The sequence below is a fragment of the Candidatus Sulfidibacterium hydrothermale genome (assembly GCF_020149915.1).
GTDB classification, from domain to species: Bacteria; Bacteroidota; Bacteroidia; order Bacteroidales; family F082; genus Sulfidibacterium; species Sulfidibacterium hydrothermale.
Genome location: NZ_CP083760.1, coordinates 2,212,870 through 2,235,793, shown reverse-complemented (window position 1 = coordinate 2,235,793; position 22,924 = coordinate 2,212,870). Strand labels below are relative to the sequence as shown.

Here is a 22,924-nt window from a genome sequence, read left to right as displayed (position 1 = left end):
AGGAAACAGCTGAAATATGGTAATTTACAAAAGGGATGATCAGGTGTTTTGTAGGATCTGCCTACAAAAAGCATCTTTTTAACTACCGGCTTAATGGAAACATTATCGATGCAGGACGGATGTATTTCCCGATTACAGAAAAGGGCAAAAAAACCTTTTGAATACCAAAGGACGGAGGGGCAATGTCATAAACATTGTAAACAAAAGTAATCCCGTTTCCGGTAAATTTTATATTTGGAGTAAGGGGGACCGTATTGGTATAAAAACCGGCTTTTTTTAAAGAAATGGTGTCACTCAGGCCATTATTCACTCTGATTTTTTGGTTGATAAGCTGCCTCAGGACGGTATCGGCTTCCGGGAAGAAAATATTGGCAGGAGTAAGTTTTTTGCCGTTTTTCAGATTAATAATATCGTAGGTAATATGAATCATCGGATTACCCCGTCCGGCATAGCCCCGTTTTTTATATTGCAAACAAAGCAGATGATAATCATTAAAAACGACGGTCATTTGGGATTTTTTTTCCAGGTTAAAGCCTTGCTTGCGGTTTGTTTTCCAGTTTTTGTTAAACTCGGTAAATTCCTGATAAAAGTTTTTCTCGCTGTGTAACAATAAGTTCTGTGGGGTTTGTTCCGGTTGAAATATCCCAAAGAATTGTTGTTGAATGCATTTCACGACCGAATCGGTTATCGCTTTGGGGATATTCCTGTTTTCTTCCGGATAAAGCAGGGTGAGCTCTATTTCAGCTGTCGGGCTGCCGGGTATTTTGCTGAAGAGTTCTTTATCCGAATGCAAATAATATACCTGCATGGGTAAACTGCCACTATCATATTGCTCGGTCATGTCAAATGGCAAAACCGTACTGTCGGGTCCATACCATGAGCCGGAAAACCGGTGGTCGGTAAACAGGCCGGATAGAGCGGTATCATTGCCCTGAATCTGTTTAAAAATAACGTGGTTGTGTTTGTCAATATCGCCATATAACGTAATGATATGCGACAAATGCAACAGGCTGTCATCTACATATAGATTGTACGAATAATTTCCTTCCATCTGCGAACCTGAACGCTGAAAATTGCCGTTCACCGGAATGTTATTTCCCACTTTTCCTTTCATGTGGGTGTACCCTGTTTTTTGTTGGGCTATACTTCCTGCCGGAAAAGCAATAAAAAGAATAAGTATGAAATATAATTTCTTGATAATCATTGTTTTAAAATAGAAACCTTGCGTTGCCAAAGGTAGGAATAAATTGCGGGAACCAATGAGAAACAAAAGAAGTTTTTTTGTCTTTTTTGCGTGTCGAGACACGGGTGATGCCGTACTTTTTTCAGTCACAAATATTTTCTGCTTTAGGAAAAAGATGTTTTGTTTTTTTCAAAAAGGCCGGAGCTAAAATATTTCCTGCCGGAAGAAAGGGATCCGTTTTTTTTTGTTGGTTTTTATTCGTATTGATGAAACAGGCTTTCAGTCTGTTGTTTTCCGGAAAGATGAACTTTTTTTCTAATTTTGCCGGTTCAATAAATCGTTGGTTTAATAAGGATATAAAATGTTAGAAAAGAAGCTGGCTGAAGCCCTGGCACAAACGGTAAAAACGTTGTACGGACAGGAAATTGCACCGGAAAATTTCCAGATACAGAAAACACGCCCGGAGTTTGACGGCGATCTGACCGTGGTAGTTTTTCCTTTGTTGCGTTATTCGCATAAAGCACCGGAAGCTACTGCCGAAGAATTGGGAAGTCGTTTGGTGAGCGAAATGGATGAAATTACCGGTTTTAATGTCATAAAAGGTTTTTTGAATCTGGATGTTTCAGACCGTTATTGGTTACAGTTTTTTGAAGAAGCATCTTCCAGTGAAAGATTTGGTTTTCAACCGGAAAATGATGAACCTCCGGTAGTTATCGAATATTCGTCACCGAATACCAACAAGCCGTTGCATCTCGGACATGTGCGGAATAATTTATTGGGTTGGTCGGTGGCCGAAATTTTAAAAGCCAACGGAAGGAAAGTGTATAAAGTTAATCTGGTGAATGACCGGGGAATCCATATCTGTAAATCCATGCTGGCCTGGCAGAAATGGGGTAACGGAAAAACACCGGAAAATACGGGGATAAAAGGCGATAAACTGGTAGGCGATTTTTATGTGCTTTTTGACAAAGAATATAAAAAACAGATTGCCGAACTGGTGGCTGCCGGGATGGATGAAAAAGAAGCCGCTCAAAAAGCTCCGCTGATACAGGAAGCCAAGGCCATGCTGGTAAAATGGGAATCAGGCGATCCTGAAGTGCGCCGTTTGTGGGAAGAGATGAACCGTTGGGTTTATACCGGTTTTGACGTTACCTATAAGCGCATGGGAGTCGATTTTGATAAGATCTATTATGAGTCGGATACCTATTTGTTGGGAAAAGCACTGGTGCAGGATGGCCTGGAAAAAGGAATTTTTTACCGCAAAGAAGATGGCTCGGTATGGTGTGATTTACGGGACGAAGGACTGGATGAAAAACTGCTGTTGCGGGCTGACGGAACATCGGTTTATATGACCCAGGACCTGGGTACTGCCCAGTTGCGTTATGATGATTATCATCCGCAAACGCTGATGTACGTAGTGGGGAATGAGCAAAATTATCACTTTGAAGTATTACAGAAGATTCTGAAAAAGCTGGGGAAAAGCTGGGCCGACGGAATTTATCATCTGTCGTACGGAATGGTGGAATTGCCGCATGGCAAGATGAAATCACGTGAAGGAACCGTCGTGGATGCAGATGATTTGATGGAAGAAATGGCGGCTACGGCAAAGAAAACCTCGGAGACGTTAGGAAAATTTGATGACTTTACCGAAGAAGAGTCGCGGCAGTTGTGGGAAATGATCGGAATGGGGGCACTGAAATATTTTATCCTGAAAGTGGATCCGAAAAAGACCATGCTTTTTAATCCGGAAGAATCCATTGATTTTAACGGAAATACGGGCTCTTTTATTCAATATACCCATGCCCGTATTCGTTCGGTGATCCGGAAAGCCAAAGCATCCGGTATTTCGCCAAAGGAAGTGGATAAAAACCTGGAATTGGCCAAAAAGGAAAAATCGTTATTACAGATGTTATATGATTTTCCGCAAACGGTAAAAGCAGCGGCCAAAGCTTATAGCCCGGCTCAAATTGCCAATTACAGTTACGAATTGGCTAAAGAATACAACCAGTTTTATCACGATTACTCCATCCTGAAAGAAGAAAATGCAGCCAAACGCGATTTCAGGGTTTTGCTGTCTGATTTTACTTCGCAGGTTTTACGATCGGCCATGGGGTTGCTTGGAATTCAGCTTCCCGAAAGAATGTAAAAAACGGGGGAAAAGCTTCCCTTAGTCGAGTTCGTCCCTTTCCAAAAGCAAAATGGAGTGCTGGGGAACGATATAATATTTTTGGTTGTGGTAGTGAATTTCCACCGCTCCTTTTTTCAAAAAAATAGCCAGATCACCCGGTTGAGCCTGTAACGGGATATAATTGATTTGTTCTTCTTTAGGTTTCCACGGTTCGTCTGCTCCGTCAGAAGGTAACGGAATCGGATATCCCGGTCCGGTTTTTACCACGTAACCACTTTGTACTTCTTCTTTTTCTTTATATCCCGGCGGCAGATAAAGTCCGCTGGTGGTTTTACTGCTTTCCGATTTGGGCTGTATCAAAACCCTGTCGCCTACTACAATCAGCTTTTCCAGCCAGTTTGTCTTTTCCATAAATTCGGTTGTTTTTCCGGATGCAAAGGTAGTAAATGGAAAGGAGAAATTCGGAAGAGATAAACTTTTCATGATAAGGGATTTAAATCTTTTTAAGACAATTTGGCCGGGTAAATTAAACCGGATACCGGTGAACATCCGTATCTTTGGCCCGAAAATGTGAGAAAAAATGAGAAAGATTTTATTAATTGTTGCGCTGTTTCTTTCGGCAGCGCTTTTTGCGCAGGAGCCGAAACAGCCCCGGACGGTCCATTTAAAAATATTGGAAACCAGTGATGTACACGGTTGTGTATTTCCACAGGATTTGGTTTATCAACGTACCCGCAGGGGATCGCTGGCACAGGTGGAAACTTTTGTAAAGCAATTGCGTGCCGATAAAAAACAAAATGTAATCCTGTTGGATAACGGAGATGTTTTGCAAGGCACTCCGTTTGTATACTTTTATAATTATGTAGATACGGATACAATCCATCAGTTGGCAGCGGTTATGAATTATATGGGATATGCAGCCGGTACGGTCGGAAACCATGATATTGAACCCGGACATGCCGTGTATGATAAGTTCCGGAAAGAAATTGATTTTCCGTGGATGGCGGCCAACGCAGTGGATGATGCCACCGGGAAGCCTTATTTCAAACCGTATGTGATCTTGCATCGTGACGGACTGAAAATAGCGGTGTTGGGAATGATTACACCGGCTATCCCCAACTGGCTTCCGCCCTCTATCTGGTCGGGAATGCATTTTGAAGGCATGGTAAAAACAGCCCGTTATTGGGTGAAAGTGATCAAAGAAAAAGAACATCCCGATTTGTTGATCGGTTTGTTCCATTCGGGTACCGACAGTCATTACGGCATTGATGTGCCGGGACAACCCATAGAAGATGCTTCGTTGCTTGTGGCAAAAGAAGTACCGGGATTTGATGTCGTTTTTGCCGGCCATGATCATAAACCCAGTGACCAAAAGGTGCTTAATACCGCCGGAAAAGAAGTGCTGGTCTTAGATCCCGGAGCTCATGCCGAAAGGGTTTCTGTGGCTGATATTACCTTAACATACAATCCTAAAACCGGACAATATCAGAAAACCATTAACGGACACTTGCAAAGTATGGCAAAATATCGCCCGGACAGTGCTTTTATGGCCCGGTTTAAACCCGACTTTGTTCAGGTGAAACAGTTTGTGGATCGTCCTATTGGGAAATTTACGCAGGGAATCAATGCCCATAATGCACTGTTTGGTCCTTCGGCATTTGTGGACATCATTCATCAATTGCAATTGCACGAAACCCATGCTGATGTTTCCATTGTGTCGTTGCTTTCTACCCGTGCCCGTATCGATAAGGGCGAGATTTACATGCGCGACTTGTTTAAATTGTACCGTTTTGAAAACTACTTGTATACCATGCGTTTAACGGGTAAAGAGATTAAAAACCTGTTGGAGTATTCGTACGGCTTGTGGTTTAATACAATGCAGAACAAAAACGATCATCTGCTTTTGTTCAAGAAAGATGCTGACGGGAAACTGGTCAAATCAAAATGGTCGGGACGTCCGGAGCTGAAAAATCCGTACTATAATTTTAATTCGGCTGCCGGAATCCGTTATACCGTGGATGTGAGTAAAAAACCGGGGAACCGGATTCATATTCTCTCTATGGCTGATGGAAAACCTTTCGATTTAAATAAAGAATATACTGTGGCCATCAACTCTTATCAGGGGAATGGCGGTGGCGGAACGCTGACCAAAGGAGCTGGTATCCCGAAAAAAGAACTGCCTCAGCGGCTGATCTCCAGCTCGAAAAAAGATATTCGTTATTTGATGATGCAATGGATCGAAAAACAGGGAACGGTAACCCCAAAATCATTGAACGAATGGAAAGTAATCCCTGAAAAATGGGTAAAAGCAGCCGCCAAACGTGACCGGGAGTTGTTGTTTGGTCCGAAAAAATAGGAGGCTGTTGCAGGACATAAAAAAAAGTTGGAGAAATTTCTCCAACCTTTTTTGTTTTGTTCTGGAAAGAAAATTATTCCATCTTTTTGACATCAATCTTTTTTTCCGGTGTTGTATCGCCGGTTTCTTTGGTGGCCAATTCTTTCATTTCGGTTACAAATCCTTCAATATCGGCATCAGAAAACCCTTTTTCCTGGGCTGCTTCTTCCAGCGTCCCCCAGATGGGTTCGCCGCACATGATGCAACGGATGCCTTTTTCCATCAGATAACGTACCGAAAAAGGATAATGATTGACCAGTTCTTCGATTAAGATGTCTTTGGTGATTTCCGGTTTAGCCATGATGATTTATTTTTTGCAAAAATAGTGAAACCGGTTTTAAAACAATCCGTCATTCTTGTAAATTTCCATCTGTACCTGTGAGAAAGGGGTAATCCGGACTGTTTTCCCGGTTCTTTCAGAAGTTACTTCTCCCGTTTCAAAGTTCACGGTAATCACATCACCGTCTTTTAGCTCCAAAGCGTCCAGCGACTCGTAAGTAAGTACCGGCAGTGCAGCATTAATGGCATTTCTTTCGTAAATGGCACCAAACGATTCGGCAAGGATAGCCTGTACCCCAAGGGTTTTAAAACCGTCCACCGCCTGCTGGCGCGAACTTCCTGCACCGAAATTCTTCCCGGTTACCACAATGTCTCCCGGTTGTACTTTTTTTGCAAAATCTTCATAACCTTCCAGATTGTCAAAAATGTACTGTCCCATTTTTTCCGGGTCTGTGATCTGCAGATAACGGTTATGGAAAATCATATCCGTGTCAATATCATCTTTCCGGATGAGCCATACACGGCCTTTTACAATTACCGGTTTTTCCACCGGTTCGTGCTCATAATGGGCAGCCGGTTTATAATCGATTTCCGAATTTTCGTAATCAAAATGGGCCGGCCTTTCCGGGATGTCATCTTCGGTGGTGATGTATCCGGCTACTGCCGATGCCGCTACGGATGCCGGTGAAGCAAGGTAAACCAGTCCTTTTCCCTGTTTCCCGGGGAAATTCCGGTTTCCGGTGCTGATGGTTACTTCTCCTGGTCCGTTTTGTCCTACCTGTCCTGCGGCACATCCGGCACATCCGGCATTGGAAACCAGTGCTCCGGCATCTTTGAAGATGGTAAGCAGTCCTTCGTCAAGGCATTGCCGCCAGATCTTATCGGTTGCCGGAACAATTTTCAGAACAACGCCCGGCGCTACTTTTCTTCCTTTCAGAATCCGTGCTACGGTGCGCATGTCTTCCATGCGGCCGTTGGTACAGCTGCCCACAAAGGCGGAGTCAATTTTTACCCGTTTTTCGGTATTGATATCCACCGTGTTGTGGGGTTTTCCCGGACGGCTGACCATAGGAACAAAACGGCTTACATCGACGGTATATTCTTTTATATATTGGGCATCACTGTCTGCCAAAACCGGTTTTAATTTTCTTCCGGTAGCTTGTTCGCAGTAGTCCATGACTTCGCGGTTAGGCGGGAACAGCAGGATGATCACTCCCATTTCGGTTCCCATGGAAGCAATGGTAATTCGTTGGTCTAATGTTAAACGGTCTACGGCATCACCATAAAATTCCACGGCCATACCCAGCAGCTTGTTGGCTCCGAATTCATGTAACAGGTTTAAAACAATGTCTTTAGCGGTTACTTTTTCCGGAAGTTGTCCGGTCAGGTTTAGTTTTACAGTGGGCGGAACCTTGAACCATACTTTTCCGCGATGAAATGCTGCGGCAATGTCTTTATCGCCCATTCCCTGTCCAAATGCGCCGATGGCTCCAAGAATATTGGCGTGCGAATCGGTCGTTACTGCCGTGGAACCGGGCCATGCCAATCCTTCACGAATGAGCGTGTGGGTACCAATACCATTGTTTATATCAAAAACTTTGATGCCGTGTTTCCGGGCAAAAACACGAACGACCTGTTGGTTGGCAGCATACTTTTGGTCGCTTCCCGTAGGGTTGGTGTCAAAAGTGAAAAAGGTTTTGGACGGATCATCCACGGTCAGCCCAAACGTTTCAATGTTTTTTACCACGTTAGGACCGCCAAAATCGCGGGCTACCCGGGCATCAATTTCAATGTCTACAATATCACCGGGTTTTACTTTTTCCTGTACGGAATGCGCTGCAATAATTTTTTCTATAATGGTCATGTTTCTATCATTTTACAAAAGACAAAAATAAAAGAAAAAACGGGGCGATCTTCAATATTTCATTTAACAGAAGGAGGAAATTTTGTTAGAAAAAAAGCGTTTATCCCACTTTGGGAGCCCGTTTAAATTCTTTGTTCCGATCGAAAAGATACCGGTAAGTAACGTAGGTTTTGTAAACCTGTCCGCCTACATAACGTTCAACCATTTTTATCATGGATGGATTAAAATCACCAATCCAGTTCATCTCGAGATGAACGTAAGGAAATCCCGGCTTTTTAGTCTCTTCTTCAAAACGGTAGATCAGGGCAGATTCTACTCCTTTTCCTTGTTGCTCCGGGGTGACACCAAAAATAAGTCCCAGCAGGCGGTTGGGTTTATGAAAGACTTTTAATGCCAGGTACAGGCGAATTTTGTTGATCAGGTTCAGCTTTCCGTTGAATTTCCGGATAACCTGGTTGATGTCAGGAATCATGATAAAGAAAGCGATGGGTTCGTTTTTGTAGTAGCCGAAGATCACAGCCCGTTCATCAATGACTGGCTTGAGCGAATAAAGCAGGGCTTTGGCTTGCGGAAGACGCATTTTGGGAACTCCCGGAAAACGGGCCCATGCCTTGTTGTATATGGAGAGAAAATCTTCGGCATAATGTTCAAAGCGTTTCCACCGGAAAGTGTCAAAGCGGTAATCGGGATTTTTCATGATCCGTTCCGCTTTTTGATGGGCAATGTCTGTGGCCCCGTCCGCTACGCTTTTATAGTAAACATATTGATTGAAATAGTTTTTAAATCCGTAGTTTTCAAAGAGTTGATTGTAGTACGGAAAGTTGTAGGGCATATTGAAAGTGTTTTCGTAGAATCCTTCTTTCAGGCAGCCCCAGAAGTTGTCGCGATCGCCAAAATTGACGGGGCCGTCCATGGCTTCCATGCCCTTGCTTTCAAGCCATTTTTTACCGGAATCAAAAAGGGTGTTGGCGGCTTCCTGGTTATTGATACAATCAAAAAAACCAATCCCGCCGGTAGGTTGTTCGTATTTTTTGGCTGTTTTTTTATCGTAAAAAGCGGCCATGCGGCCTATGGTTTTTCCTTTTTCGTTTTTGAGTAACCATCGGATGGCATCACCGGTGCGGAAAAGTTTATTTTGTTTTGGGTCAAAAATCTTTTTCACTTCGTTGTCCAGCGGACGAATCCAGTTCTTCTCCTCTTTATACAGCCTGGCCGGGAAATCAAGAAATTCCTTTTCGCTTTTTTTCCCGGTTACCTGCTCTAAAATAAACTTTCTTGCCATAGTTCTGTATTGCCTTAAACATTACGGGGGAATAAAAAATTACTCCTGCAGAATCCATAATCCGGGATATTTTTTCTTCCATTTTTGCCGTTCTTTTTTAATAAACTGAAAGTTGGAAGAATGGTAAAGATAAACCCGGATATGTTTTTTGCTTTTCAGGATCCCGGCTTTTTTGAATCCTTTTGCTTTTATTTGTTTTAAAGCCCTGGTAGCTGATGCTTGATTAGGAAAACTGCCGTAAATCAGATAGTATCCGTGGGTTATTGCTTGATTCTCTTTATTGTTTTTTGATGATTTGTGACACATTTTTGGTTTTCCGGCCCGGTCGGCTCGCTGGCCAAACCATACAGAAATATAATGACTGTTTACCCCAATTCCCATACAGGCCCATGATTTCTTTTCCCAAATGCCGTTGGTCAGGATCATGGAAAGCGCTTCGGGACTGACTTCCCACATGGCAATAATACTGTCGATGTTCATGGTATCCTGCGAATAAGCTGCCATTTCATAACCGCGGTACGGATAGCTGGTCAGCTCTTTGGGCTTTCGCCACATACATTCGTGGTTGGTGACATAGCGGTTGTAGCAGCAAGGTTTCCAGTGCCCCTTGTTTGACCAGCTTGACAAATTGCAAATGCTTGTGTCCGGATGGTGTTTGAGCAAATCGTTTACATGCGTGCGGGCTACATAACAGAGAGAAACCGATAAGGGAAGGGCTTTTTTTCCGTGGATTTTCCTGATGTGATTTATGCTGTCAGCCAGTTGTTTCTCAACGGGATGTAAACAGTAGGAGGAAGGTACCTTTTTTTGACCGTACAAAAGTACGGGAAGCCAGATCAAAATTAACCCAAAAAAATAAAATCGTCCCTTTTGTATCCCCATAAACCGAAATTTTCAGTAAAAATACAAATTATCTTTTTTCCCTTACCACCGGAATTTCCGGATGTCTTCTTCCACACAACGGTCGTAAGCTTTCATGATGTATTGTATAACCGGATGAGATACGTCGAAAGCGGTGTCATCAAAACGACGTACCGGCAAAACTTTCGGGCTGGTTCCGGTTAAAAAGCAGGCATCGAAATGCCCGGTTTCTTCTCTCCGGATTTCTCTTTCGTCCAGTTCGATATTATTTTGGCGCGCCAGCATGATTACCTTTGAACGGGTAATGCCGGGTAAGACCAGCGAAAGTTCCGGGGTAACCAGCTGGTTTTGTTTGATAAAAAAGATGTTGGAACGGCTTCCTTCGGTGATTATCTTTTTCCGGTTGACATAAACCACTTCGTACCATCCTTTTTCTTTGATCATGCGGTCTGCTTTTTGGCGGAGAGCATACAGGGCTTTTTTGGCATTTGGGTTGTGCCGTTCCCCTGCCATGGTGCCTACGGTTACACCTTCGCGGTATTGAGCAGAAGACGGATAAAAAAAAGGCATGACCCAGGCCATGAACCGGTTGTCGCCGGCATCATTCTGATGGGATAAAAATTTAATGTTACCGGTTTGCATCCGGTTCTCGGTAATCAGTAAACGGATGGCCTTTCGGATAAAGTCCGGAGTAAGTCCGGTGTTGACCTGTTCAAGTTGTGCCGAAGAGAAAAAACGGTCGATATGTTCGGCCAGAAACACAGGAATCCCGTTTTCTACGCGCAGCACTTCATAAATGCTCTTTCCCTTTTCGAGAAAAAAAGGATTAAAATCGCACGTAGAACGGAGTTGTGTATCTACAATAAAATAATTCAGTAATGCAGTTTCCATCAGGGAAGCAGGCTAGGGCCGGCTACTTTTTTTTCTTATCTCTTGTGGCAAAGTATTCGTCCAGCAGTTTTTTGGCTTTTTCGTAGTTAAATGTTTCCACATAGAGTTTGGTGGAATCTTCCGGAGAGCCTTGTGCCCATCCGGCACTGACGCTCTCTTCGAGAACATCTTTCAGCATGGAGCCGATGCCGTTTTCTTTTAATAATTCCTGTAAAAACAGGGCTTCTACATGCGAACCCGTATAAATTAATTTTATGTCTTCCATCATGATCTTTCTGTTTTAAAATAGTTAGGTAAAAATAAGAAAAACTTTTGTCTTCGGCCTGGCAAAAAGTGTTAAGAAAAAATAAACCTTACCGCATGACCTGTTTTGGGGCATCAGGTACTCAGTTTGATAATGGAGAATACCATAACCGCTGCCGCAATAAATTGTACCGGCGAAAGCAGACTGCCGTTGATGACATAATCAAAAAAGATGGCCGAAACCGGAAAAAGCAGCTCGCTGATGGTCGCTACAATGGCTTTTACCCGGCGCAAGCCGTAATAATAGATGAAAATAGCCCCGGAACCGGTGGTTAACCCGATCAATACAAAAAAGATCCAGTGTATCCGGTCGGTATGCATGAGCTCGGTATATTTTCCAAAAGCAAGGACATATATCAGCATAAACAGGGCTGTAAATCCGTAGCGGAAAAAGGTGGCGGTTTTAAAATCAAAATGTAAAAGGATCTTTTTGGAAAAAACCGTTGAGCTCCCGAAAGAAAACGCAGCAAGAATAGCCAACAGTGCCGCATAAATCGTGTTCCGGTCGGTATGCATGTTGGGTAGGTGCCATCCAAAGGTCAGGAAATAACTGGCAACGATGGCCAGGGTAGCCCAGATGGCGAAATCTTTTTTGATCTTTTCTTTCAACAAAACAGAAGCCAGGGAGATGGCGAAAATGGGTTGCAGCTTTTGCAGTAAAACAACAACCGATAAGTCCTGAAAATTGACCAGAAAAAGGGCTTTTACAATGGCCATGGTGCCGATGGCGCCACCAAACAGGGCAATGAGAGAAAAGGTGATGTAATCTTGCCGGACGAAATTTTTAAGCTGCTTATATTCGTTGAACATGAAAAAATTCATGAGAACAAAAGGAATGGCATGCAGCATAAAAACCACATAACCCACATCCAGTCCTTGCAGGCGCGGGGTGAGTACCACGCCGTCGAATCCCCACAGAATGGCTGAAAAGCCAATGGCCGCTGTTCCGCGAATAAGCTCTTTGTTTCTCAAAATCTTTTCAAAATTTATTGCGGCAAAGGTAAAAATTATCCTTTGCCGCTTAGGTGATCAATGATTATGAATGCCTTGAATAATGCAGTGCTTTGTATCGCAGTGGTTTACGGTGATTATTTCTTTTTTTCGATGGTGTTCAGCAACTGCTCCAGCTCGTGCAGGTTTCCCGGCTTGGCCACAATTTTTTTGTCTTTATCTAGCAAAATGAAAGTCGGGGTGGAAGAAATCCCGTATTCCAGGGCAATCGGACTATCCCATCCTTTTAACCGGGCAATGTTGGGCCAGAGATAACCTTCTTTTTTTATTTCTTTTTCCAGCGACTTGCGGTCGTTGTCCACAGAAATGGCAATGACCTGAAGTTTTTCAGGATGTGCCGGATCGTAATATTTTTTCAGTTTGGGCAGGGTAGCTGTACAATGGGGGCACCAGCTTGCCCAAAAAACGAGTAAGGTATGTTGGGCATTTATTTTGCTGAGCTGTATTTTCTTTCCTTTCAGTGTTTTGGCTTTGAAATCCGGAGCGGTTTTGCCGATGGCCAGCCGCCGGATGATCTGCAACTGACTTTCCAATGCCAGTTTCTCCGGATCGTTTCCCGGAAGACTTGAAAGGTTTTGGGTTTTGGCAATATGCTCTAAAAGGTGTTCGAATCCGAAACTCTGAAATCCTTTTAAAAAGTATCCCAATGTGAAGAGATACATTTTTTCGTTGACGCGGGCTTTTTTCAGCAGGGTATCTACCGGAGCGGTAAAAGCTTTTTCCATGGCTTTTTTGTCCATTCCGTCTTTTTGATAAAGCGAAAGATAACCTACCAGTTTGGCTGTGAAAAGGCGGGTGCGCAACAGCAGTGTATCGTTGAAATCCACATGATCAAGATAGTGTTTTTTTATCCACTGTTCTTGTGCCGTTGCCGGAATAGTGGCCGGCGGATAAACCGGTTGGTCCATGGCAATAAAGTGGGCGGCCAGGGTTCCCGGATTTTGGGCAATCAGCGTGTGGGTTACCTGTGCCGTTTCTTCCTGCAGCTTTTCTACCTGATGGCGGATGACCGCATAAAAAGTGTCGGCAGGAGGGTAGTATTGTAAAACGGGCATCAGAATGTTAATGCGGAGTTCGTCTTTGCTTTTTACATGAAGATATTTGTAATAGATAAGGTTTTCAATTGATTTTTCTACCTTGATCTGGTCATTGCCCTGGAGTCCGGTAGCCTCAAAGGCAATGTTTTCATGATTGTAGATAACGTTGAAAACTTGTCCCAGAGGCGTCATTATCCGGTACATCCCCACCGGCATATCTTTTTTAAAAGTAAAATCAAATGTGCCGGAGATGTCGGTTTTGGCCGTATCTACCATTTTTTGCGAGTCAGCGAAGTCTTCCAGAAGAAAGACATCCGAATTGCTCATGCCCGGAATGGTTCCGCGCAAATGAAAAGTCTGGGCTTGTATTTCTGTTCCCAAAAAGAACAGTGCAAAAAGCAAAAAGATTTTTTGTCTGGTAATCATGATGTAAATAAAATTTTAAAGGCAAAAGTAAGGGTTTCCCCCGTTGGTTGTGACTTGCGCTCCGGTAATATTTTGGGGAGACTGTATAAAAAATGGAAAACGGTATTTTTTTTGACCGGATTCGGGCTTCCTTTTCCCGGAAAAGGACAGCGAAATTGTCTTACATTTGTCAAAAAAGTTCGCCGATGCAGTTTATTCAGACCGAACAGAAAGAGCGACTGGGCACTTTGTGGCTTGACAACGATGCGAAGAGCAATTCGCTTAACCTGACAATGATTGATGAAATGACGGAAGCATTTGATGCTTTCGAAAAAAACAGGGCAGGCGTAGTGGTCTTGCGCAGTAACCCGCAGGCAAAAGTGTGGTGTGCCGGCTTACGAATTGACCAGCTTCCGTCTCCCGGAAAAGATCCGGTGCCGTATGCTTACAGCCTGGAAAAAATCCTTACGGCCATTGAAAATTTTTCGGGGGTGGTTATTGCCATGATCGACGGGAGTGTTTGGGGAGGAGGATGCGAACTGGCTTTTGCCTGCGACATCCTGGTGGGCGGTCCGCGGGCATCGTTTGCCATTACCCCGGCCAAAATTGGTGCGCCGTACAATCCCAACCAGGTAAACCGTGTCTTGCAGCGGGTGGGAAGTAATATTGCCATGGAATTGTTCTTTACCGCCGATGTGATGCCAGCCGAAAGAGCGGCTCATCTTGGAATATTAAATCATCTTGTTGCTTCGGAGAAGCTCGAAACCTTTACCCTGAACATGGCGTCGAAAATTTTAAATAATGCTCCGCTGGCCATTTCACTCATCAAAAAACAAGTTCGTCAACTGGCTACCCGGACTGTGGAACAGGTGACACAGGATGAGGAAAACCGCGAAGCGGTCAAACGCGTTTATTTCAGTCGCGATTTTGAAGAAGGGAAAAAGGCTTTTCTTGAAAAACGGAAACCGGTTTTTAAAGGAAAGTAAAATGTTTTCTTTTTTGCGAAAAGTTTTTCCGGAATGGTTTCCTGCAGAAAAGGTGCAAACCCGGTATAATCAGCTGGAAGTAATCCGGCAAAAAGGACAATGGGTGCTGAATGCTCCGCATGTGAATTACTCATTTGGCAGTCTTCATCGCGTTTTTCAATCGGCTTTTCAGGAACTTAAACCGGACCTTGAATCGGTTCGTCATGTGCTGATTCTGGGATTTGGCGCGGGAAGTGTGGCGCAGATCCTGCAACACGAAATGCAATGCCGTTGCTCAATAACCGGTGTGGAAATTGATGAAAAAATAGTGGAACTGGGGCGGAAATATTTCCGGCTCAACCGTTTAAAAAACCTGACACTGGTGGTGGATGATGCCGCCAATTTCCTTTCTCGCCATCCTTCTTCCGTTTTTGACCTTATTGTGGTGGATGTTTTTCTGGATCACCGTATTCCGGAAAAGTTTTTGGCATCTGCTTTTTTACAGCAGGTTGACCGGTATTTGGCGCCCGGCGGGCAGGTTTTGTTCAACTATCTTTTGTACGATTTCCGGGCCCGCAGTCAAAAAGCGCCTTTTGAAAAGGCTTTCCGTTCTGTTTTTCAGGATGTCCGGATCATTGCTCCTGCAAAACAACCGGACAATGTTGTTTTTGCCGGGAAAAAATGAAAAGAATGATGAACGGATGATAAAGTGCCACAGAGATGGTACCGGTAATCGGGATCATTAATTTATTTGCCGTTGTTCGACTGTGAAATGATGCTGATATTTGGCCAGGTGTTTCATTGACTAATTATGTTGCACAGCATTAAGCTGTTGTTACCAAAATAGGTTTCCATTCTCATTTGAGATATTTAATGGTTGCGATTTTCATTTTCCGGTAATTTCCTGAATGCTCTTTTTTAATTTTTCAAAGTTTTTGTTGCTGAAATAAGAAGCAGGATGTGGTGCATTCGGTTCTTTAATGTCATGTTGGTTATCCATCAATACATATCGTGGAACATAATTAATATTCAGGTATTTGAGTAATGGAGAAGCGGGAACATTACATAATAGATATTGATTTTGTAACACGCTGTCTTTTTTAACTGCTTTTAACCAGGCTTTCTCATCAGTATCTCTTGAAATGCAAATCCATTTTACATCCTTTTGGGCCAAATACTGTCTTGCCGGATGGGATCCGGTAATTTCAAATCTACAGATAGCGCACCAGCTGGCCCAAAAATCCAGATAAAGCGCTTTGCCTTTATAATGATTCAATAATTCTTTCAATGTTATTTTTTTGTTCCCGTTAAAAGATATTAAATACGTATGGGTAAGAACACTATCCGGAAAAGGATGGTTGATCATCGTGTAAAACTGTTCTGCTCTGTGGATGTAATTTAGATACTGTTGGTTATGCACGTATTTTGGTGCTTCCTGAATAACATGTAATAGTTTGGATTGGTATTCGGTTTTTTGTTGTAACGCATAATATCCAATCATGGTACTCAATAAGAAAGCCCTGTCCTGACCGGAGAAATGATACATGATATTCGTATAAACAGAATCAAAATTAGATACTGGGGAATGGGTGTAGTTGTAAATATATTTATCGGCTAAAGCTGTTTTATAAGCACGGGACACTTTATTTTTTTCGGGTATGGCATCCTGCAAATAGCCGGAAGGCAAATCATGCCTGGAAACATATTTATTATCGAGCGGTATAAATAAACGATAAACATATTCATTGTTAATTTCTGCCTTTGCATAATCGATAAAATCCTTTGAAACCTTATGCTTTCGGACGTAATCCGTCAACGAATCCATTTGCCTGTTTTTATAGGCAAGGAGTGCCTGCTTATACTGGTTTAAATCGCCCCCTTTTTTGAAATAAGGATTCTGTCTGAAAAATGCTTTTCTCATAAATAGGTCATAATTATATTGTGCTGCATTTTTCCCTGAGAATACAATCTTGTAGGTGTTCTTTTTTGAAAGAGGTACAATTTGAAATAGAACAGAATCTCCGGGAGTAATATAAATGAGTTGACTCCAGGAATATCTTGGTGGATAAATATTAAATAGCTGAGGACTTTGAACATGCCGTTTTATTTCAAAATGATGATTCTTCCGTGGCACATTAATACGATGATTTTGATTAATCACACTCCATCTGAAAGGATTCACTGGACAATATTGTATTTGGGTTACGCTCGTATCCGAACAAGTGCCATATAATACAGCAGTATTTTGCGCATAGGTAAAAGAAGAAATAAGCAGCATAATTATGCTCAGAAGGAAATATTTCTTCTTGTTCAATCGAAGTAGGCTATTTAAAAAATCCTTTTCTGTTCTGCTGCTGTTAAAATGGGGCTTTTTCATTTTTTTACTTTATTTTATTTCTGCTTTTTTGCGTGCTTCTTGTGGGTGATCGTATATATTGTTGTAAACAAAGTGTTTAGCTTTGTGATGTTTCCGGATGACCGGATTTCTCTGGGGTGAATATTTGCCTGGGAAGCTGTAAAAAAGTTTCGGTAGGAGGTAAAACAATATAATGGGCGACTTGCGCGCAAGGGTTTGTTTTTTAGGTTGCCGTAAAGGTACAAAAAAGGGAGGAAAAACGGTTAACGTTCGGGACTTTATTTGAAAAAATCAGAGATGCCGCTTTTTTTCTGAAGAGGCGCATTTTGGGGCATTGTGCCGGTTGAAAATTTTAAAATGCTCCTTTTTAGCGCATTTTAAAATACGATTAAAAACCTTAACTTTGAATGGCCTGAAAAATAGGCTCGCTTACACAACCACCAAAAAAACGAAGGGTGAGTTTTTTTGGCTTTTGTTTTGCCGATAACAGAATTATTTACAGCAGCAATATTTTGTTTACGACTTAAATTCCGGCTGAAACCTCCTGGATTCTTTGGTTGTGACGCTTTTTTTTGTCAGGAAGTAGGCTATTGTCCCAAGCACCGGAAAAAACAAAACGATGAGCAAGTAAACCGTTCGCATGATCGGGGTTTTAAACCGGGATCTTGTCAGGTCAATCAATGCCCAAAATTCCAGTGCCAGTATTAGCAATAAAAATACAATCATTAAGTAGTTCATCTTTGGTATTTTATAATTGTGGTTACTTTTTATTTTACAAATCTAAGGTTTTTTTGTCGTTTTAATGCGTAAATCTTTCAGTTTACTATGCAGTTTGTTGAATCCATAACAATAAGCGTTCTGATGGTCGGGACGGCCCAATCAGAACGCTTATTGTTAGTAGCCGTTTTTTATTCCTTTAAATTCATCAATAAGTTTAGTTGTTAAATCATAAATTGCTTCAAGTTGTTCTATATTATTTACGTTTCGATGAACATTTAAACTTAAGTGAAATTCTCCATCTTTTTCTGGTTTTCCACCAATAAAAGTTAAGTTTTGATTTAGTATCAAGTCTGTAATGTTTTTGTTGTTAATTATCGATTTGATTTTGTGATTATCAATTGTTTTTGAAAGGTAGTTCTGATTAAATTCTCTGTTTCTTGACGTTATCTTTTTTCTGCTAAACTTATTCATTATTTGCTCAATAAAATCACTTTTGGATATTTCAAACCAAGTCAGGTTGCTTGTCTGTCTAAATATACAATTAACAAAGAGAGGTGTTGTGTCCGTTTCTGTGAAAGTAATCATTACTTTTTTGTATTCTGCTTTTAATTCCAACTTATTAAAGTCTTTTGAAACTGTCGTTGTTATTTTAAAATCTGCATTTATTTTTTTTGCCAGTATTTTCCAAAATTCAGATTTTTCCCGAACGTCCCAAATTCCTAAATTTCTATGTTTCATTTCTGTTATCTTGGTATGTTGTGTCTTTCTTCAAATGGGGACTAATAACTCCTTAAGTCTACGTTAATAACCCACTATCCCCAAAAACATTTTCGGGTAACCGTACTTTTTTGTGTTTAACCGGATGGTTAAATGGCTTGTTAAAAACGTGGAATAATATACCGGGCAGGTTACACGCAAAGGTTTTTGTTTTTTTGGGTTGTGGTAAAATTATAAAAAAAGAGAATAAAAAAGTGAAAATTTAAAATTTCCTTTTTGAAAACAGTGGCCGGAGTTTTTGTGCTAATTTTAAAGGAACGGGCATTATCAATGGTTACCAAGTTGTTACTTCCCGATACAGAAACTAATTGCTTCTATGAATCAATTGGTTAAGAAAAAAGGGTACAAATAGCGTACAAAATAAAAAGGAAACAAGTTTGAAATTTACAGGATATCGTCTTTTTTTAATTGTTTATCTTTTTTTGGTTGTTAGCTTCCTGAAATTCGGCCATTTAAATTAAATTTATACAACTTGACCGCTTGTTTGGTTATTGGGCGTTCACAAAAATTCATTGTTCACGTTACGTGAACGGTTGTAAATAATGAACAAGAATATATAATTTTGTGATATGTAGATATTTAGCCTTGGTTTATTATAGGTGGTTACAATATTTCCGTTATTTACCGGAATGGGAAAAATGTTTCCTAATATTGCCCAATATTTCCCAATATCTCAAAAAAAAGTTAGGTATGTAAGAGAATTCCTTACGAATAACTGGTAATGGAGTACAGTCATTTAAATGAACAATTAATCCGGAAGATAGGCTTAAATTCGGGTGGTTTATCCAAAATGCTATGCCGGATTTGAAGGTCGTTTTTTATTGCTGGTGGTAGTTCAAAGGTATTTTCAGCAGGAAGCATGACAGCCATTCTAAATACATCTGTTTTATGTTTACGGATGTTTCTATCGTCAATATTTTCACCATTGGCTTTACGTGCTGACATATCAATGAATGCCTTTGCTTTCAGGCAAATCAAAGCTTCAATATTGGCAAGATGTACGCCTTCTTCAACTGTACTGTGCTGTATTGTAAAGTTGTAGTAATCTTCATCCATCAAAATGGCTGAAAGGCTTGATAAATCATCATCAACCGGAATGGGGGTCAGGTGCGTATCAATATCCAGATCGAGCAAGTCGGGTATGCGTGAAAACAACTCTACCTGTTTTGGAAATGATGTATTTTCCGGATTCAGGAAACGGTAATACTTACGTTCTTCAGGGCTTTTTTCTTTTTGACCATAATTGCCATCTTTTATGAACGACCAAAATTGTTGAACAAATTCAGGTTCCAGTGCTTCTACAACCAGTATGATATCAAAATCTTTAGTGGCCCGTGGTTTCAAACCGGCATCTTCAATAATAATATCACAGGCAGTGCCACCGATAATGATATAACTATTGGGGAAGTCCTTAAAATATTCCCGGAATTTTTCTATTCCTCTTACCATTTTACGCTTTCTAATAATTGTTCTAATGCCATTTCTTCACGCTCATCAGCGGTGTCTTTGTAACACAAGTACAAAGAAAGCGGATCGACGTAATTATTCACGGTCAATTTACCCGGATTGTAGCGCCATAGTTCGATAACATAATCGCCGTCGTAGTTACTTATCGTCTTTATTTTCTTTTCTTTTTTCAGGTTTAAAAAGTCCTGATGATTTACTGCATAATATTTGTGCCCATCATCATTCATATCGGTATAAAATGCCAATGCATTGATATTGGTTTTAAATACCATGTTATTTGGCAAATTCTGATTAATAAACACTTTTTTCTTAACCGGTGTCCTCATTAACGGCAGTGCCTTTTCCCACAGTTCCTTTTTATCCGTTTTAAAAATGACCTTTTTCTCTTTTTTGCCTTCTGTTTTGCATATTTCAAGAAGAAGCAGGTTTTCCACTGCCCGGCTTATTGTTAAATAAGGATATTGCAACAACCCTGCAATTTGTTTATAAGTCATTTCATTCAGGCTTTGTCTTTGCAGATGGTACAACACGATAACCTGAGCAGCAGGTTGTAAGAAGGTGCTTTGTAATGGTTTAACCCGGTATTCCTTTAAATCAACCAATAAGTGGGGAATAAAAATTTGTTTGTTGCCTATAATAAAGTTAATCCGCCTCCGGATTAGCCTGTTCCTATCGTATGATTTTATTTCGGGTAATACAAATACAATCGGGTTTTGTAGCTTTTTTTCGAGCAGACCCATTTGTTTTTCATATTGAAGCGGGGTAAAATGTCCGGGAGAAATTTTTTCTAAAAAGAATATGGTCTTGCCAAACAGCTTTCCTTTCCAAATAGTATAGTCGTTGAGTATATATATGGGTATGTTTTTCACCTCTTTTTTACTCACTCTTTCCAGGTTTATTTTCTGGCCGGTTATTTCCTGTATGTATTCTATTACATTATTCATCTTTATTCAGCTGGTTATTAAGACTATCATTGTTGTTATCATTAATAATGCATGTTTTCATATATAAATGATAATGTGCAAATATACATATAATATTCTCATTAACAATAATTATGCTATCTTTATATTTTTAGTGCTGTTAAATGCAGAGTGTTCATTATACTTTACATACCCCAGTTGATTGGTCAACAGCTTTGTTTTGCCAATAGTAAAGTCTGCCGGATTATGGTGATTATGACCGTATATCCAGTAGTTTGGCCCTTTTGCATCGATTAAATCAAAAAGTTCTACGGCAAAGGCATCGTTTAGAATGCTGTTTTTATAGTCTTCAGGGTAATTCAAAAAGGTAGGCACATGATGTGTAACTATCACTGTCTTTCCTGAATGTTTTTTATTTAGTTCCTGCTCAATAAATTGCAAGCTTTCATCGTGCAGCTCATTAAACCTTTCCGCAGAAAAGCGGTGTCCGGCATATTTTATGACATGGAAATCACTCATCCCCCTTTCAATTTGCCACTGATAGACCGGTCTGATTTTTGACCACAAAGTAGAAAAGATAAATTTTACATCTTCATGGATAACTGTTGTGTTGTTGACCAGAAAGACGTTGTCTCTTATTTTTTCATGAAATGTTCCGCATTTGTTTTTTACATCGAAATGATAATATTCGTGGTTTCCCGGAACCCAAAAAGTGTATTTGAAATTTTTGGAAACAAAATCAAAAAAATCACGCTGTTGGTTCATGGCTGCAAACGGCACGATGTCGCCGGCCAGCACCAGTATTTCACCCAAAGGTTTCAACGGGTTTTGTTTAATATATTCCTTGTTTTCGGGAAATTCCAGATGCAGGTCTGATGCGTATTGTAAAATCATTTCATGTTTTCGTTATGATAAGGGCTTATGAGGATTTCAATTCGGAGTGATTCGATTTATAAATTGTTTAATCCAATAGTTTGACCGGTTGTAACTGACCATTTTAATGTCTAACGGTATGGTAATGAATTTTCTGACTGCATTTTCAACAGCATCTATAATCCATTCTGTTTTATTGCCGAAAACGCCACCACCGACCAAAGTAAGAAAAACCTTGTTGTTACCCGTTCTTTGAAAATTTTCAATGGCGGCAAGTAAAGTGGCTTCATAAGTAGCTTCTAAAATAAGTCGTGCAAATCTTTCCAGAAGTTCGGATTCAAAAAGTGAATAGGCCACAGGTAATGCTGAACAATAGGCTTGTGTAACAATATTTTTGTTTTGGTTGATTGTAACTTCTGTATCCCATTGAATTCCAATTCTAAGCTTTCCTTTTAGCATTTCATATTCTTGCCTTGACCAGTTTTCTATCTGATGATTGATGGCATGTAATCCTTCTTTAGTGAACAGTGCATAACCATTAGACATTCTCCAATAGTGTTGTTTTTTATTATTAAAATAACGACTGATTTCATCCAGGCAATTGATTTGCCGGGTGGCTGTTTGACCTTTTTGCCCGTCAATATCGACGAAATAATTTCTGAATATGGTTCCTGCCCCACAAGCTATGGCGCAAGCCGGACCTTGTGTATTGTCTCTTTCATAAATTCCTACTCCTTCTTCGGGAATTACATCCGGCCCTGTCATTTCCAACAGGTTAAACTGGGAAGCGACCTGAAAGAGTGCTCCGTTATTTTCTTTTTGCTGGTGCAACTGCTGTACATCACCTATTACTTCACTAACCTGGATTTTTGATTTGGAGATTTTGTCCGTATTTAACCGGTTTCTCAGCACTTCAAGCGTAGGAACCTCCAATTCTCCATAGGCATACACTTTTTGGTTAACCTTGGAAATTAATTTGTTACCCGTAATTCTGATGTTGTTCCGGACTTGCTGCGGGTTTTCTTCTTTAAATCCGGTTAGTTCTTCAAACCACATGTTGTTTAGTTTTTACGGGCTCTTTTTATAATTGTAATTCCTTAAAATCCAGCCTTGTTAATCAAGCAGAAATGATAAACAAAGGTATTTAATACGGGTTACAAATCAAAGTGTACTTTTGGGATTTAAATGAACCAAAAGCACTTTG

Annotated in this window: 21 protein-coding genes; 4 read left to right on the top strand and 17 right to left on the bottom strand. The window is 40.9% G+C overall.

All coding sequences use genetic code 11. The features are described from left to right. Window positions 1-82: 82 nt before the first annotated feature. The gene (locus LA303_RS09120; RefSeq protein WP_240524964.1) at window positions 83-1,204 is read right to left on the bottom strand and encodes an RsiV family protein; all 1,122 of its coding nucleotides are present in this window, start codon (window positions 1,202-1,204) and stop codon (window positions 83-85) included. A 340-nt stretch (window positions 1,205-1,544) separates the two neighbouring features. Here LA303_RS09120 and argS point away from each other — a divergent pair, with 340 nt between their 5' ends. Further along, window positions 1,545-3,329 carry an arginine--tRNA ligase gene (gene argS / locus LA303_RS09115; protein ID WP_240524963.1) on the top strand — a complete coding sequence of 595 codons (1,785 nt, stop codon included), beginning with the start codon at window positions 1,545-1,547 and terminating at the stop codon, window positions 3,327-3,329. Window positions 3,330-3,350: 21 nt separating this feature from the next. On the opposite strand, the gene LA303_RS09110 is transcribed toward argS, so the two are convergent. Continuing rightward, a complete protein-coding gene (locus LA303_RS09110) occupies window positions 3,351-3,722 on the bottom strand; it encodes a co-chaperone GroES (protein WP_240527129.1) in 372 nt (123 codons plus the stop codon). A 169-nt stretch (window positions 3,723-3,891) separates the two neighbouring features. Between LA303_RS09110 and LA303_RS09105 the strand changes: the two genes are divergently transcribed. Beyond that, entirely contained in the window at window positions 3,892-5,667 is a 1,776-nt protein-coding gene (locus LA303_RS09105; RefSeq protein ID WP_240524962.1) for a bifunctional metallophosphatase/5'-nucleotidase, read from the top strand. Window positions 5,668-5,740: 73 nt separating this feature from the next. On the opposite strand, the gene LA303_RS09100 is transcribed toward LA303_RS09105, so the two are convergent. The 8 genes from LA303_RS09100 to LA303_RS09065 form a co-directional block, all read right to left on the bottom strand. After that, window positions 5,741-6,007: a DUF1858 domain-containing protein gene (locus LA303_RS09100; RefSeq protein ID WP_240524961.1), complete on the bottom strand. Its 267-nt coding sequence runs from the start codon at window positions 6,005-6,007 to the stop codon at window positions 5,741-5,743. A 36-nt stretch (window positions 6,008-6,043) separates the two neighbouring features. Continuing rightward, on the bottom strand, window positions 6,044-7,849 hold the full coding sequence (locus tag LA303_RS09095) for an aconitase/3-isopropylmalate dehydratase large subunit family protein (protein ID WP_240524960.1): 1,806 nt from the start codon (window positions 7,847-7,849) through the stop codon (window positions 6,044-6,046). 100 nt (window positions 7,850-7,949) lie between these two features. After that, window positions 7,950-9,131, bottom strand: a complete 1,182-nt coding sequence (locus LA303_RS09090; protein ID WP_240524959.1) for a hypothetical protein — start codon at window positions 9,129-9,131, stop codon at window positions 7,950-7,952. A gap of 39 nt (window positions 9,132-9,170) precedes the next feature. Further along, on the bottom strand, window positions 9,171-10,013 hold the full coding sequence (locus LA303_RS09085; protein ID WP_240524958.1) for an SPOR domain-containing protein: 843 nt from the start codon (window positions 10,011-10,013) through the stop codon (window positions 9,171-9,173). A 42-nt stretch (window positions 10,014-10,055) separates the two neighbouring features. Next, the gene (locus LA303_RS09080; RefSeq protein ID WP_240524957.1) at window positions 10,056-10,883 is read right to left on the bottom strand and encodes an aminotransferase class IV; all 828 of its coding nucleotides are present in this window, start codon (window positions 10,881-10,883) and stop codon (window positions 10,056-10,058) included. 22 nt (window positions 10,884-10,905) lie between these two features. Then, entirely contained in the window at window positions 10,906-11,151 is a 246-nt protein-coding gene (locus LA303_RS09075) for a putative signal transducing protein (protein ID WP_240524956.1), read from the bottom strand. Window positions 11,152-11,261: 110 nt separating this feature from the next. After that, a complete protein-coding gene (locus LA303_RS09070) occupies window positions 11,262-12,161 on the bottom strand; it encodes a DMT family transporter (RefSeq protein ID WP_394371582.1) in 900 nt (299 codons plus the stop codon). 113 nt (window positions 12,162-12,274) lie between these two features. Next, entirely contained in the window at window positions 12,275-13,660 is a 1,386-nt protein-coding gene (locus LA303_RS09065) for a TlpA family protein disulfide reductase (RefSeq protein WP_240524954.1), read from the bottom strand. Window positions 13,661-13,845: 185 nt separating this feature from the next. Here LA303_RS09065 and scpB point away from each other — a divergent pair, with 185 nt between their 5' ends. Next, window positions 13,846-14,625, top strand: a complete 780-nt coding sequence (gene scpB / locus LA303_RS09060; protein WP_240524953.1) for a methylmalonyl-CoA decarboxylase — start codon at window positions 13,846-13,848, stop codon at window positions 14,623-14,625. After that, window positions 14,591-15,289 carry a spermidine synthase gene (locus LA303_RS09055; protein ID WP_240524952.1) on the top strand — a complete coding sequence of 233 codons (699 nt, stop codon included), beginning with the start codon at window positions 14,591-14,593 and terminating at the stop codon, window positions 15,287-15,289. The genes scpB and LA303_RS09055 overlap by 35 nt, the downstream gene beginning before the upstream one ends. Window positions 15,290-15,490: 201 nt before the next feature. Here the strand turns inward: LA303_RS09055 and LA303_RS09050 are convergent, their stop codons facing one another. From LA303_RS09050 to LA303_RS09020, 7 genes are all read right to left on the bottom strand, one after another. Beyond that, window positions 15,491-16,525 carry a TlpA family protein disulfide reductase gene (locus tag LA303_RS09050; protein ID WP_240524951.1) on the bottom strand — a complete coding sequence of 345 codons (1,035 nt, stop codon included), beginning with the start codon at window positions 16,523-16,525 and terminating at the stop codon, window positions 15,491-15,493. 951 nt (window positions 16,526-17,476) lie between these two features. After that, the gene (locus tag LA303_RS09045; RefSeq protein WP_240524950.1) at window positions 17,477-17,698 is read right to left on the bottom strand and encodes a PLDc N-terminal domain-containing protein; all 222 of its coding nucleotides are present in this window, start codon (window positions 17,696-17,698) and stop codon (window positions 17,477-17,479) included. A 156-nt stretch (window positions 17,699-17,854) separates the two neighbouring features. Next, window positions 17,855-18,418: a hypothetical protein gene (locus LA303_RS09040; protein ID WP_240524949.1), complete on the bottom strand. Its 564-nt coding sequence runs from the start codon at window positions 18,416-18,418 to the stop codon at window positions 17,855-17,857. A 771-nt stretch (window positions 18,419-19,189) separates the two neighbouring features. Beyond that, the gene (locus LA303_RS09035) at window positions 19,190-19,906 is read right to left on the bottom strand and encodes a hypothetical protein (protein WP_240524948.1); all 717 of its coding nucleotides are present in this window, start codon (window positions 19,904-19,906) and stop codon (window positions 19,190-19,192) included. Beyond that, complete coding sequence (locus LA303_RS09030) at window positions 19,900-20,868, bottom strand: hypothetical protein (protein ID WP_240524947.1); 969 nt, start codon at window positions 20,866-20,868, stop codon at window positions 19,900-19,902. Before LA303_RS09030 ends, LA303_RS09035 begins: the two co-directional genes overlap by 7 nt. 111 nt (window positions 20,869-20,979) lie before the next feature. Then, on the bottom strand, window positions 20,980-21,741 hold the full coding sequence (locus LA303_RS09025; RefSeq protein ID WP_240524946.1) for a metallophosphoesterase: 762 nt from the start codon (window positions 21,739-21,741) through the stop codon (window positions 20,980-20,982). Window positions 21,742-21,777: 36 nt separating this feature from the next. Continuing rightward, entirely contained in the window at window positions 21,778-22,776 is a 999-nt protein-coding gene (locus LA303_RS09020; protein WP_240524945.1) for a hypothetical protein, read from the bottom strand. Window positions 22,777-22,924: the final 148 nt, after the last annotated feature.

Coding starts and splice junctions, on each gene's coding strand:
- LA303_RS09120 (WP_240524964.1), bottom strand. CDS start 1,204: ATGATTATCAAGAAATTATATTTCATACTTATTCTTTTTATTGCTTTT.
- argS (WP_240524963.1), top strand. CDS start 1,545: ATGTTAGAAAAGAAGCTGGCTGAAGCCCTGGCACAAACGGTAAAAACG.
- LA303_RS09110 (WP_240527129.1), bottom strand. CDS start 3,722: ATGGAAAAGACAAACTGGCTGGAAAAGCTGATTGTAGTAGGCGACAGG.
- LA303_RS09105 (WP_240524962.1), top strand. CDS start 3,892: ATGAGAAAGATTTTATTAATTGTTGCGCTGTTTCTTTCGGCAGCGCTT.
- LA303_RS09100 (WP_240524961.1), bottom strand. CDS start 6,007: ATGGCTAAACCGGAAATCACCAAAGACATCTTAATCGAAGAACTGGTC.
- LA303_RS09095 (WP_240524960.1), bottom strand. CDS start 7,849: ATGACCATTATAGAAAAAATTATTGCAGCGCATTCCGTACAGGAAAAA.
- LA303_RS09090 (WP_240524959.1), bottom strand. CDS start 9,131: ATGGCAAGAAAGTTTATTTTAGAGCAGGTAACCGGGAAAAAAAGCGAA.
- LA303_RS09085 (WP_240524958.1), bottom strand. CDS start 10,013: ATGGGGATACAAAAGGGACGATTTTATTTTTTTGGGTTAATTTTGATC.
- LA303_RS09080 (WP_240524957.1), bottom strand. CDS start 10,883: ATGGAAACTGCATTACTGAATTATTTTATTGTAGATACACAACTCCGT.
- LA303_RS09075 (WP_240524956.1), bottom strand. CDS start 11,151: ATGATGGAAGACATAAAATTAATTTATACGGGTTCGCATGTAGAAGCC.
- LA303_RS09065 (WP_240524954.1), bottom strand. CDS start 13,660: ATGATTACCAGACAAAAAATCTTTTTGCTTTTTGCACTGTTCTTTTTG.
- scpB (WP_240524953.1), top strand. CDS start 13,846: ATGCAGTTTATTCAGACCGAACAGAAAGAGCGACTGGGCACTTTGTGG.
- LA303_RS09050 (WP_240524951.1), bottom strand. CDS start 16,525: ATGAGAAAAGCATTTTTCAGACAGAATCCTTATTTCAAAAAAGGGGGC.
- LA303_RS09045 (WP_240524950.1), bottom strand. CDS start 17,698: ATGAACTACTTAATGATTGTATTTTTATTGCTAATACTGGCACTGGAA.
- LA303_RS09040 (WP_240524949.1), bottom strand. CDS start 18,418: ATGAAACATAGAAATTTAGGAATTTGGGACGTTCGGGAAAAATCTGAA.
- LA303_RS09035 (WP_240524948.1), bottom strand. CDS start 19,906: ATGGTAAGAGGAATAGAAAAATTCCGGGAATATTTTAAGGACTTCCCC.
- LA303_RS09030 (WP_240524947.1), bottom strand. CDS start 20,868: ATGAATAATGTAATAGAATACATACAGGAAATAACCGGCCAGAAAATA.
- LA303_RS09025 (WP_240524946.1), bottom strand. CDS start 21,741: ATGATTTTACAATACGCATCAGACCTGCATCTGGAATTTCCCGAAAAC.
- LA303_RS09020 (WP_240524945.1), bottom strand. CDS start 22,776: ATGTGGTTTGAAGAACTAACCGGATTTAAAGAAGAAAACCCGCAGCAA.